Source organism: Rhizobacter sp. P2_H3, assembly GCF_056403355.1.
Genome location: NZ_JBFUFQ010000005.1, coordinates 33,684 through 45,732, shown reverse-complemented (window position 1 = coordinate 45,732; position 12,049 = coordinate 33,684). Strand labels below are relative to the sequence as shown.

General features: G+C 68.8%; 10 protein-coding genes. 5 read left to right on the top strand and 5 right to left on the bottom strand.

The window, feature by feature from the left end; translation table 11 throughout:
• Positions 1 to 30 precede the first annotated feature (30 nt).
• Positions 31 to 1,191, bottom strand: a complete 1,161-nt coding sequence (tgt, locus tag AC1D1T_RS01905) for a tRNA guanosine(34) transglycosylase Tgt (RefSeq protein WP_477824457.1) — start codon at positions 1,189 to 1,191, stop codon at positions 31 to 33.
• The gene (gene queA / locus AC1D1T_RS01900; protein ID WP_477824456.1) at positions 1,178 to 2,287 is read right to left on the bottom strand and encodes a tRNA preQ1(34) S-adenosylmethionine ribosyltransferase-isomerase QueA; all 1,110 of its coding nucleotides are present in this window, start codon (positions 2,285 to 2,287) and stop codon (positions 1,178 to 1,180) included. The genes tgt and queA overlap by 14 nt, the downstream gene beginning before the upstream one ends.
• 81 nt (positions 2,288 to 2,368) lie before the next feature.
• Here queA and recG point away from each other — a divergent pair, with 81 nt between their 5' ends.
• Positions 2,369 to 4,453 (top strand): ATP-dependent DNA helicase RecG, encoded by a 2,085-nt coding sequence (gene recG / locus AC1D1T_RS01895; RefSeq protein WP_477824455.1) that lies wholly within the window; start codon positions 2,369 to 2,371, stop codon positions 4,451 to 4,453.
• A gap of 102 nt (positions 4,454 to 4,555) precedes the next feature.
• Entirely contained in the window at positions 4,556 to 5,767 is a 1,212-nt protein-coding gene (locus AC1D1T_RS01890) for a Yip1 family protein (RefSeq protein WP_477824454.1), read from the top strand.
• 82 nt (positions 5,768 to 5,849) lie between these two features.
• Here AC1D1T_RS01890 and AC1D1T_RS01885 read toward each other — a convergent pair whose 3' ends face one another.
• Positions 5,850 to 6,425, bottom strand: a complete 576-nt coding sequence (locus AC1D1T_RS01885; RefSeq protein ID WP_047503692.1) for a hypothetical protein — start codon at positions 6,423 to 6,425, stop codon at positions 5,850 to 5,852.
• Positions 6,426 to 6,599: 174 nt separating this feature from the next.
• Here AC1D1T_RS01885 and AC1D1T_RS01880 point away from each other — a divergent pair, with 174 nt between their 5' ends.
• From AC1D1T_RS01880 to AC1D1T_RS01870, 3 genes are all read left to right on the top strand, one after another.
• On the top strand, positions 6,600 to 7,520 hold the full coding sequence (locus AC1D1T_RS01880) for a LysR substrate-binding domain-containing protein (protein ID WP_047503690.1): 921 nt from the start codon (positions 6,600 to 6,602) through the stop codon (positions 7,518 to 7,520).
• Positions 7,521 to 7,582: 62 nt separating this feature from the next.
• The gene (locus AC1D1T_RS01875; RefSeq protein WP_047503687.1) at positions 7,583 to 8,116 is read left to right on the top strand and encodes a Dps family protein; all 534 of its coding nucleotides are present in this window, start codon (positions 7,583 to 7,585) and stop codon (positions 8,114 to 8,116) included.
• Positions 8,117 to 8,147: 31 nt separating this feature from the next.
• Positions 8,148 to 8,765: a DJ-1/PfpI family protein gene (locus tag AC1D1T_RS01870; protein WP_465110791.1), complete on the top strand. Its 618-nt coding sequence runs from the start codon at positions 8,148 to 8,150 to the stop codon at positions 8,763 to 8,765.
• A 376-nt stretch (positions 8,766 to 9,141) separates the two neighbouring features.
• Here the strand turns inward: AC1D1T_RS01870 and AC1D1T_RS01865 are convergent, their stop codons facing one another.
• The gene (locus AC1D1T_RS01865; protein WP_047504089.1) at positions 9,142 to 10,698 is read right to left on the bottom strand and encodes a SpoVR family protein; all 1,557 of its coding nucleotides are present in this window, start codon (positions 10,696 to 10,698) and stop codon (positions 9,142 to 9,144) included.
• 47 nt (positions 10,699 to 10,745) lie between these two features.
• Positions 10,746 to 12,023, bottom strand: a complete 1,278-nt coding sequence (locus AC1D1T_RS01860; protein ID WP_047503684.1) for a YeaH/YhbH family protein — start codon at positions 12,021 to 12,023, stop codon at positions 10,746 to 10,748.
• Positions 12,024 to 12,049 lie beyond the last annotated feature (26 nt).

The window sequence follows — 12,049 nt, the reverse complement described above, 5'->3', positions numbered from 1 at the left end:
GCGTGGCGCTGCGCGATGGGTGGAGCCGGCTCAGCCGGGCGGGGCCTGTGCGGGTTGCGCCGGACCGAAGCCACGCGCGCGATCGATGGCGAACTGCCGCGCGAAGTCGGCGAAGCGGCCGGCATCGAGCGCCTCGCGCACCTCGCGCATCAGGTTCAGGTAGTAGTGCAGGTTGTGGATGGTGGTGAGCATCGGCCCGAGCATCTCGCCGCAGCGGTCGAGGTGGTGCAGGTAGGCGCGGCTGAAGCCCTGGCAGGTGTGGCAGCTGCAGGTCTCGTCGATCGGGCGCTCGTCGGTGCGGTAGCGGGCATTGCGCAGGCGCAGGTCGCCGAAGCGGGTGAACAGGTGGCCGTTGCGCGCGTTGCGGGTGGGCATCACGCAGTCGAACATGTCGACGCCGGCGGCGACGCCCTCGACCAGGTCTTCCGGCGTGCCCACGCCCATCAGGTAGCGCGGCTTGTGGGCCGGCAGTCGGTGCGGCGTGTGGGCCATGATGCGCTGCATCTCGGCCTTGGGCTCGCCGACGCTGACGCCGCCGATCGCGTAGCCGGGCAGGTCGAGCTCGACCAGCGACGCGAGCGATTCCTCGCGCAGGTTCTCGAACATGCCGCCCTGCACGATGCCGAACAGCGCGTTCGGGTTCTCGTTGCGCTGGAACTCGGCCAGGCAGCGGCGCGCCCAGCGCAGGCTGAGCTCCATCGACGTGCGGGCTTCGCGTTCGGTCGTGATGTGGCCCTTGCTCTCGTACGGCGTGCACTCGTCGAACTGCATCACGATGTCGCTGTTCAGCGCGTGCTGGATCTGCATGCTGGTCTCGGGCGTCAGGAACAGCTTGTCGCCGTTGACGGGCGAGGCGAAGCGCACGCCTTCCTCGCTGATCTTGCGCATCTCGCCGAGCGACCAGACCTGGAAGCCGCCGCTGTCGGTGAGGATGGGCTTGGTCCAGCCCTCGAAGCGGTGCAGCCCGCCGAACTGGCGCAGGATGTCGACGCCGGGGCGCAGCCACAGGTGGAAGGTGTTGCCGAGGATGATCTGCGCGCCCATCGCCTCGAGCGAGGCTGGCATCACGCCCTTGACGGTGCCGTAGGTGCCCACCGGCATGAAGATCGGGGTTTCGACGACGCCGTGGTTCAGCGTCAGGCGGCCGCGGCGCGCATGGCCTTCGGTCTTGAGGAGGTCAAACTGGAGCATGGGGGGATTGTCCGGCAATGGAAGGGCTCGAGCGCTCCAGCAGCATCGCATCCCCATAGCTGAAGAACCGATACCCCTGCGCGATCGCGTGCCGGTACAGCGCCATCACGTGCTCGTACCCGGCGAACGCGCTGACCAGCATCAGCAGCGTGCTCTTCGGCAGGTGGAAGTTGGTGACCAGCACGTCGACGACGAGGAACGTGAAGCCGGGCGTGATGAAGATGTCGGTGTCGCGGCTGCCGGCCTGCAGCGTGCCGCCGCGCGCGGCCGATTCCAGCGCGCGCAGCGTGGTCGTGCCGACCGACACCACGCGGCCGCCGGCCGCCTGCGTGCGCGCGATCGCGTCGACCGTGGCCTGCGGCACCTCGAACCACTCGCTGTGCATCGTGTGCTCGGCGATGTTCTCGCTGCGCACCGGCTGGAAGGTGCCGGCGCCGACGTGCAGCGTGACACTCGCGCTGCCGACACCGCGCTCGCGCAGCGCCGCCAGCACGCCTTCGTCGAAATGCAGCGCGGCGGTCGGTGCCGCGGCGGCGCCCGGCCGCGCGGCGAACACGGTCTGGTAGCGCCGCTCGTCATCGGCCTCGTCGCCATGCGTGATGTACGGCGGCAGCGGCACGTGGCCGTGCTGATCCAGCAGCGCCAGCGGATCGGACGGGAAGCGCAGGCGGAACAGGCTGCCGTCCGGCCCGCCGCGGCCCAGCACCTCGGCATCGAAGGCATCGGCGAAGCGCACCGTCTGGCCCGGCTTCGGCGACTTGCTGGCGCGCAGGTGCATCAACAGCTCGTTGCCCGGCAGCAGCCGCTCGACCAGCGCCTCGACCGCGCCGCCGCTGGCCTTGGCGCCGTACAGCCGGGCCTTGATGACGCGCGTGTCGTTGAAGACGAGCAAATCGCCCGGCTGCAGCAGCGCCGGCAGCTCGCGGAAGATGCGGTCGACGGGCGCGGCACCGCGCCCGTCCAGCAGCCGCGACGCGCTGCGTTCGGCGGCCGGGTGCTGCGCGATCAATTCGGGCGGCAAGGCGAAATCGAAGTCGCTGAGTGTGAAAGGACGCGTGAAGAGGCGCGGGGAGGAGGAGGACGAATCGGACGACATGGCATGCAGGCTGGACCGGCCTGGCGAAGATCTGCAGGGGACGGATTCTTTCATGGACGGTTGACGCGGCAGAATCCGCGCATGCCCGGTCGCGCCGCCTCGTCTCCCCTGGAATCTCCTGCTCCCGCTCCGGAACCCGCACGCGAGAAATCCGCGCCGCAGAAGGCGATGGAGAAGCTGGGCCTGGTGCGCGACATCGACCTCGCGCTGCACCTGCCGCTGCGCTACGAGGACGAGACCCGCATCACGCCGATCGCCGCGCTGCGCGACGGCGACAACGCGCAGGTCGAAGGCATCGTGCGCGAGTGCGAGATCCAGTTCCGCCCGCGCCGCCAGCTGGTCGTGAAGATCGACGACGGCACCGAGGAACTCTGGCTGCGGTTCCTGAACTTCTACCCGAATCACCAGAAGACGCTCGGCGTCGGCAAGCGCGTGCGCGTGCGCGGCGAGGCGCGTGGCGGCTTCTTCGGGCGCGAGATGGTGCACCCGAACTTCAAGGGCGTCGACGACGACACGCCGCTTGCGCAGGCGCTGACGCCGGTCTACCCGACCAGCGCGACGCTGCCGCAGGCCTATCTGCGCAAGGCGGTGGCCTCGGGCCTGCAACGCGCCGACCTGTCGGAGATCGTGCCGGCGGCGCTGCTGCCGAGCGGGCTGATGAGCCTGCGCGAGGCGCTGCGCTTCCTGCACCACCCGGCGCCCGACGTGAGCCTCGCGACGCTGGAAGACCACAGCCATCCGGCCTGGCAGCGGCTGAAGTTCGAGGAGCTGCTCGCGCAGCAGCTGTCGCAGCTGCAGGCCAAGCAGGAGCGGGCGCTGCAGCAGGCGCCGGCCTTCACGGTGCGCGCAGGCGGCCTGCAGGAGCGGCTGCTCGCGGCGCTGCCGTTCTCGCTGACGCTGGCGCAGCGCCGCGTCGTCGAGGAGATCGCGCTCGACCTGCAGCGCCCGGTGCCGATGCACCGGTTGCTGCAGGGCGACGTCGGTTCGGGCAAGACGGTGGTGGCCGCGCTGTCGGCCGCGATCGCGATGAACGAGGGCTGGCAGTGCGCGCTGATGGCGCCCACCGAGATCCTCGCCGAGCAGCATTTCCGCAAGCTCGTCGGCTGGCTCGAGCCGCTGGGCGTGCAGGTGGCCTGGCTGACCGGCAGCCGCAAGGGCAAGGCACGGCGCGAGATGCTGGCACGGGTGGCCTCGGGCGAGGCGGGGCTGGTGGTCGGCACGCATGCGGTGATCCAGGGCGAGGTCGAGTTCGCGCGCCTGGGCCTCGCGATCATCGACGAGCAGCACCGCTTCGGCGTCGCGCAGCGGCTCGCGCTGCGCGCCAAGCTGCAGCAGGGCGCACTGGAGCCGCACCTGCTGATGATGAGCGCGACACCGATCCCGCGCACGCTCGCGATGACGGTGTTCGCCGACCTCGACGTGAGCACCATCGACGAGCTGCCGCCCGGGCGCACGCCGATCGTCACCAAGGTCTTCAGCGATGCGCGGCGCGGCAACGTCATCCTGACGATCGCCGACGAGGTGGCGCGCGGCCGGCAGGTGTACTGGGTGTGTCCGCTGATCGAGGAATCGGAGACGCTGGACCTGCAGAACGCGACCGCCACGCACCAGCAGCTGTGCGAGGCATTGCCCGACGAGATGGTCGGCCTGCTGCATGGCCGCATGCCGGCGGCGGAGAAGGCGGCGGTGATGGCGCTGTTCACCGCGGGCGAGATGAAGGTGCTGGTCAGCACGACGGTGATCGAGGTCGGCGTCGACGTGCCGAACGCCTCGCTGATGGTGATCGAGCATGCGGAGCGCTTCGGGCTCAGCCAGCTGCACCAGCTGCGCGGGCGGGTCGGGCGCGGCTCGGTCGCGAGCGTGTGCGTGCTGGTCTACACGGCGCCGCTGTCGCCCACCGGCAAGGACCGGCTGCGCGCGATGGCCGAGACCAACGACGGCTTCGAGATCGCGCGGCGCGACCTGGAGATCCGCGGGCCGGGCGAGTTCCTCGGTGCGCGGCAATCGGGCGCGCCGCTGCTGCGCTTCGCCGACCTCGCGCTCGACGAGGCGCTGGTGCACCGCGCGCGCGCCGTCGCGACGACGCTGCTGGCGCAGCACCCGCGCATTGCCGAGCAGCACGTGGCGCGCTGGCTGGGCGGCAAGGCGGAGTACCTGAAGGCGTGAACACCCGCGACTGCGCGGGCATCCCCCTAGTTTCTCGAGCCCTCACGGTGGGAGGCGCGGGATAGCATCCCGGCGGCACCATCAACCGCGGAGGGCCTGCCCATGAACCTGATCCAGCGTGTTCAAGACATCCTGCTGAAGCCGAAGCAGACCTGGCCGGTGATCGATGCCGAGCCGGCGACACAGGCCTCGATCTACAAGGGCTACGTGTTGATCCTGGCGGCGATCCCGCCGGTCGCGGCGTTCCTCGGCATGGTCTTCTATGTCGGCCTCGGGTTCTGGGGGCTGTCGACGCTGGTGCTGGGCTACGTGCTGGCGCTCGTGAACGTCTTCGTGCTGACGCTGATCGTCGATGCGCTCGCGCCCAGCTTCGGCGGCACCAAGGGACAGGTCAGCGCGCTGAAGCTGGTGGCGTATGCGAGCACCGCCGGCTGGGTCGGCGGCGTGTTCCACCTGGTGCCGGGGCTGTGGATCCTGGGCATCCTCGCGTCGCTGTACGGCATCTACCTGATCTACCTCGGCCTGCCGGTGCTGATGAAGTGCCCGCAGGACAAGGCCGGTGCCTACACAGCGGTGGTGATCGTCTGCGCCATCGTGATCTACATCGTGCTGGGCGCGCTGACGGCGATGGGTGGGCCGATGCGCGTGGGCTCGTGGGGCGGTTGGGCCGGCTCGCACGGCAGCGCGGTGACGATCAAGACGCCGGGTGGCGAGGTCAGGGTCGACACCGCGAAGATGGATGACCTCTCGAAGAAATTGGAAGAGGCCGGCAAGCGCATGGAAGAGGCGCAGAAGTCGGGCGACCCGGCCGCCACCGGCAAGGCGATGGGCGAGATGATGGGCGCGCTGACCGGCGGCAACGGCCAGCCGATCGCGCCTGCGGACCTGAAGGCCGCGCTGCCCGAGGCGCTGGGCGACCTGAAGCGCGAATCGATCGAATCGCAGGGCGGCCAGGCGATCGGCATCGCCAGCTCGATGGCCAAGGCGGCGTACACCGCCGGCGACAGGCACCTGCAGCTGACCATCACCGACCTGGGCGGCACCGCCGGCCTCGCGGCACTGGCCGCCTGGTCCGGCATGACGATGGACAAGGAGACGGCCGAGCAGGTCGAGAAGGTCTACAAGCAGGGCGAGCGCACCGTGCGCGAGGAGTACCGCAAGGACGGCAGCCAGGGCGAGGTGACGGTGCTGCTGACCAATGGCGTGATCGTCGAGGCCAAGGGGCGGCAGGTGGACCTGGCGGCGCTGAAGAAATCGCTCGAGGCCGTCGGGCTCGACAAGCTCGAAGCCATCAAGCGGCCGACGAAGTCCTGACGCGGGCCGAGCGCCGGGCCGCCCCAAGCCGGCCCGCATCCCCACGGGGGATCGGTCGACGTACCCGTCGACCGAGGGGCCGTCATGTACCGAAGTGGATCTGGTAGCGGGCGCCGTCGGAGAACTGGCAGGCGCCGGTTCCGATGCCCGGGCCGGTGATCAGGTACTCGCACTGGGCGTTGACGCCCTTGCCGCCATAGGCGTTCGCGATGCCGCGGCGCCCGCTGAAGCTGCGCTGGTTCAGCCCCAGCACCTCGTTGTAGATGCGTCCGAAGGCGGCGTAGCTGGCATCGACGCGGGTGCTCTCGCCCTGCATCGTGTCGCCCAGGTAGGACAGCGTGAAGCTGCCGCGGCCAGTGTTGTTGTCGACGACGACGGCCGTCAGCAGGCCGCCCTTGTTGGCCTGCGTGTTCAGCGGGTAGAGGCGTGCGTTCAGCACGGTGGGCGCGGGCGGTGCCGCGGGGGCGGGCGGCGTCACGACGGTGACGCTGGCCGGTGGTGCCGTGCCGTCGCCGCGGCCGTCGGCCCGCTGGATCGGATAGCCCTGGCCGGTGCGCGGGTCGATCGGCACCACGTAGCAGGCGCTGAGGGCGGCTGACAGCGAGGCCACGGCCAGCAGCGAAGCGACGCTCAGGACACGTGAAGGGGGCTTGCTCATTCGGGGTCTTCCAGTGCGCGGCGGATGCCGCGGGCCGGAGAATCCGCCGCCGGTTCATCTGTCGCAAGCGCTACAGCCCGAGGTATCGCAAGGCGATGCCGGCAGGCGCATGACGCGCGCCCGGGTGTCGGATATTCTTCCGCTTCCTCCGTGCCGGGGTTAGAGCGGGATGCCATGACACTGACCGAGTTGAGATACATCGTTGCGGTCGCCCGCGAGAAGCACTTCGGGCGTGCCGCCGAGGCCTGCTTCGTCTCGCAGCCGACCCTCAGCGTCGCGATCAAGAAGCTCGAGGAGGAACTCGACGTCAAGCTGTTCGAGCGCGGCTCCAACGAGGTGAGCGCGACCCCGCTCGGCGAAGAGATCGTGCGCCAGGCGCAATCGGTGATCGACCAGGCGGCCGGCATCAAGGAGATCGCCAAGCGCGGCAAGGACCCGGTGTCGGGGCCGCTGCGCGTCGGCGTGATCTACACGATCGGCCCCTACCTGCTGCCCGACCTGGTGAAGCAGGCGATCGAGCGCGTGCCGCAGATGCCGTTGGTGCTGCAGGAGAACTTCACCGCCCGGCTGCTCGACATGCTGCGCACCGGCGAGCTCGACTGCGCGATCATGGCCGAGCCCTTCCCCGACACCGGCCTCGCGGTCGCGCCGCTGTACGACGAGCCCTTCGCCGTCGCGGTGCCCAAGGACCACCCGCTCGCCAAGCGCAAGCGCATCACCGCCGAGGAGCTCAAGCAGGAGACGATGCTGCTGCTCGGCACCGGCCACTGCTTCCGCGACCACGTGCTCGAGGTCTGCCCCGAGTACGCCCGCTTCTCGAGCGATGCCGAGGGCATCCGCAAGAGCTTCGAGGGCTCGTCGCTGGAGACCATCAAGTACATGGTGGCGTCCGGCATGGGCGTCACCGTGGTGCCGCAACTCAGCGTGCCGAAGGACCAGCAGCCGCATGTGCGCTACGTGCCGTTCGCGGCGCCCGTGCCCACGCGGCGCGTCGTGCTGGCGTGGCGGCGCACCTTCACGCGCTACGAGGCGATCGCCGCGTTGCGCAACGCGATCTATGCCTGCCCGCTCGAGGGCGTCAGCAAAGTGTCGTGAGGGGCCTTTGATCCCTGACTAGACTGCAATCCGAACCACCTTTCATTTCCGGAGATTCCCAGATGGCGAAGAAGACCAAGACCGCAGCCGTTGCCTCCGGCTCGACCGCCCCGAGCGGCAGCCTCGGCATCCACATCGGCATCAGCGACAAGGACCGCGCGGCGATCGCCGGCGGCCTGAGCAAGCTGCTGGCCGACACCTACACGCTGTACCTGACGACGCACAACTTCCACTGGAACGTCACCGGGCCGATGTTCAACACGCTGCACCTGATGTTCATGACGCAGTACACCGAGCTGTGGGCCGCGGTCGACCCGATTGCCGAGCGCATCCGCTCGCTGGGTCATCCGGCGCCGGGCTCGTACGGGCAGTTCGGCGCGCTGGCCTCCATCCAGGACGCACCGGCCGTGCCGCCGAAGGCGCTCGAGATGGTGCGCATCCTGGTGCAGGGCCATGAAGCCGTCGCCCGCACGGCGCGCAGCCTGTTCCCGCTGGCCGACAAGGCCGGCGACGAGCCGACCGCCGACCTGCTGACCCAGCGCCTGACGGTGCACGAGCAGACTGCGTGGATGCTGCGCAGCCTGCTCGAAGAGTGAGAGGGCCTGCCCGATGAACGGGCCCACCCCGGTGCGCGTCGCGATCGTCACCTTCGACGGCTTCAACGAGCTCGATTCGTTCATCGCGCTCGGCCTGCTGAGCCGCCTGCGGCCGGCCGGCTGGACGGTCGAGATCGCCGGCCCGAGCCAGCGGCTCACGTCGATGAACGGCGTGACGATCGAGACGCAGCAGCCGCTGGAGTTCGCCAACGAGGCCGACATCGTGCTGTTCGGCAGCGGCATCTACACGCGGGCGATCGCCGAGAACAGCGCATTGCTCGACCGGCTGCAACTCGACCCGGTGCGCCAGCTGATCGGTGCGCAGTGCTCGGGCACGCTGCTGCTGGCGCGGCTGGGGCTGCTGGCCGACATCCCGGCCTGCACCGACCTGACCACCAAGCCGTGGGTGGTCGAGGCGGGCGTGCGGGTGGTCGATGCGCCGTTCCATGCACGCGGCCCGATCGCGACGGCCGGTGGCTGCCTGGCCTCGCAGTACCTCGCCACCTGGGCGATGCTGCGGCGCGCCGGCGTCGATGCGACGGCGAAGGCGCTGCACTACGTGGCGCCGGTCGGTGAGAAAGAGGCCTACGTCGACAAGCTGATCAGCACGGTGCGGGTCTTCATACCGCCCGACGAGTTGCTGCTGTAGGTGTTCGTTCGTTCGCGCGGAAGGCGCGTGCGGGGAGGCTGTGGCTCGCCGTCAGGTGCGGTCTTCGCCCCTGTCGGGGCGAAGACTCCCCTCCACTGTCTGGATTCATGGCCCGTCGCCGAAACTCCCGCCACTCACTTCGTTCGTTGTGGTCAAACAGTCGGCGACAGTCAGTGCACGAAGCGCGCTGCGCGCGCGGRCCATGAAWCCAGCCAGCTCCGGCGCWMCTYCCTTATTGGCGCTCCMCAGMCTCCCCGCMCGCGCCTTCTGCCACCGCCCTGCCTTGYRGAGGTGACAAGCGAACAAWTGGGGRTTGATTCCCGGGTTGTCACCCGGGCTGCGAGCGCCGAACGCACGAGCGTAGCGACTGGGGGGCTCAACCAGGTGCTGGCACCGACCAGCGCTTCTGCACCTCGCCCGCCGAGTTGATGCTCTCCAGGTGCACGCCGAAGCCCCACAGCCGGGCCGCATGCTTCAGCACCTCTTGCGCGCTGTCGTGCAACGGCCGGTCGTTGTGCTGGGCATGGCGCAGCGTCAGCGAACGGTCGCCGCGCAGGTTCACGCTCCACACCTGGATGTTGGGCTCGCGGCTGCCCAGGTCGTACTGGTGCGACAAGGCCTCGCGCACGCGCCGGTAGCCGCTCTCGTCGTGGATGGCCGAGACCTCCAGCTCCTTGTCCTTCTCGTCGTCGACGATCGCGAACAGCCGGAACTCGCGCATCAGGTTCGGCGACAGGTACTGGCCGATGAAGCTCTCGTCCTTGAAGTTGCGCATCGCATGGTCGATCGACTCGAGCCAGTCGCTGCCGGCCAGCTGCGGGAACCAATGGCGGTCCTCGTCGGTCGGGTTCTGGCAGATGCGCTTGATGTCGGTGTACATCGCGAAGCCGAGTGCGTACGGGTTGATGCCGTTGTAGCCGCGGTCGCCGACACGCGGCTGGTACACCACGTTGGTATGCGACTTCAGCCACTCGATCATCATGCCGTCGCTCAGGTAGCCGTCGTCGTACATGGTGTTCAGCAGCGAGTGGTGCCAGAACGTGGCCCAGCCCTCGTTCATCACCTGCGTCTGGCGCTGCGGGTAGAAGTACTGCGCCACCTTGCGCACGATGCGAACGATCTCGCGCTGCCACGGCTCCAGCAGCGGCGCGTGCTTCTCGATGAAGTACAGCAGGTTCTCCTGCGGCTCCTCCGGAAAACGCCGCGACTCGGCCTCCTCCTGCCCGGCCTTGTCGGCCTTGCGCGGCAGCGTGCGCCACATCTCGTTGATCTGGCGCTGCGCATAGGCCTCGCGGTCCTTCGCGTCGGCCAGCTCTTGCGCGAGCGACTTGCGGCTCGGCCGGCGGTAGCGGTCGACGCCGTGGTTCATCAGCGCATGGCAGCTGTCGAGGAAGTTCTCGACCGCGTCCAGGCCGTGCCGCTCCTCGCACTCGGTGACATAGTTCTTCGCATAGACCAGGTAGTCGATGATCGACGACGCATCGGTCCACATGCGGAACAGGTAGTTGCCCTTGAAGAAGCTGTTGTGCCCGTAGGCCGCGTGGGCGATGACGAGCGCCTGCATCGCCATCGTGTTCTCCTCCATCAGGTAGCTGATGCAGGGGTCGGAGTTGATGACGATCTCGTAGGCGAGGCCCATGTGGCCGCGGCGGTAGTTCTTCTCGGTCGAGATGAACTCCTTGCCGTAGCTCCAGTGGCGGTAGTTCACCGGCATGCCGACCGACGCGTAGGCGTCCATCATCTGCTCGGCGGTGATGATCTCGAGCTGGTTCGGGTAGGTGTCCAGGCCGAAGCGCTCGGCGGTCGCCTTGATCACCTCGTGGTAGCGCTCAACCAGCTCGAAAGACCAGTCGGTGGGCGAGGGCAGCGGCTCGTGCGCACGCTTCGGTGCGGCCAGGTCGGAGGCACGGCGTTTCGGGAAGGCGGTCAGCATCTGTTTCTTGCGCCGCTCGGCGCCCCAGGGTGGAGTGGCGTGGAGGTTCATGTCGGTGCACCCTCCTTCTTGAACAGCTCGCGGAACACCGGGTAGATCTGCGAGGCCTCGGTCACCTTGCGGATCGCGAAGGCCTTCGTGTCGGCGGCCAGCGCCGAGTACTCGTCCCACAGGTTCTGCTCTTCCTCGGCCACCTGCACGTAGGCGAAGTAGCGGCACAGCGGAAGGATGTTGTTGGCCAGCAGCTCGCGGCAGCGGCCGCTGTCGTGGTGCCAGTTGTCGCCGTCGCTCGCCTGCGCGCCGTAGATGTTCCATTCGCTGGTCGGGTAGCGGGCCCGGGCGATCTCCTCCATCAGCACCAGCGCGCTCGACACCACGGTGCCGCCGGTTTCGGTGGAGTGGAAGAAGTTCTGCTCGTCGACCTCCTGCGCCTGCGTGTGGTGGCGGATGAAGACGATGTCGATCTTCTCGTAGTGGCGCGTCAGGAACAGGTACAGCAGGATGAAGAAGCGCTTCGCGAGATCCTTGCGCGCCTCGTCCATCGAGCCGGACACGTCCATCAGGCAGAACATCACCGCCTTCGAGGTGGGCACCGGCACGCGCACGCGGCTGCGGTAGCGCAGGTCGATCGGGTCGAGGTAGGGGATGCGCTTCAGGCGTGCACGCAGCGCCTCGATCTTCAGCTCGAGCGGCGGGATCTCGTGCGCGAACGGGTTCGGGTGCGGGTGGCGCTTGAGCTGCACCAGCTGGTCTTCGAGCTCGCTCAGCTCGTGCCGCGATTCGGCGCCGAGCGCGATGCGCCGGCCGATCGCGCCGCGCATCGAGCGCACCACATGCAGGTTGTTCGGCGTGCCGTCGCTGCTGTAGCCGGCACGGTGGGTCTTGAACTCGGGCGTGTCGGCGAGCGTCGTGCGCGCGAGGTTGGGCAGCGCCAGGTCGTCGAAGAAGACCTGCATGAACTCTTCCTTGCTGAGGTGGAAGACGAAATCGTCGTCCCCCTCGCCGGAATCGCTCGCCTGCCCCCCGCCGCCGCCGCCCCCGCCGCCCTTCGGCCGCTCGATGCGGTCGCCGCGCACGTAGTCCTGGTTGCCCGGATGCACCATCTCGCGCTTGCCGCCCTGGCCGTGGCCGAACACCGGCTCGGCGATGTCGCGCTTCGGGATGTGGATGTCCTCGCCCTGCGCGATGTCGCGGATGCCCCGCCCATCGACCGCGCGCTTGACCGCCTCGCGGATCTGGTCCTTGTGGCGGCGCAGGAAGCGCTCGCGGTTGCCGATGGACTTGTTCTTGCCCGCCAGCCGTCTGTCGATAATCTGCTGGAGCATGAGGGCCTTTCGTCGTCGATCGTCGG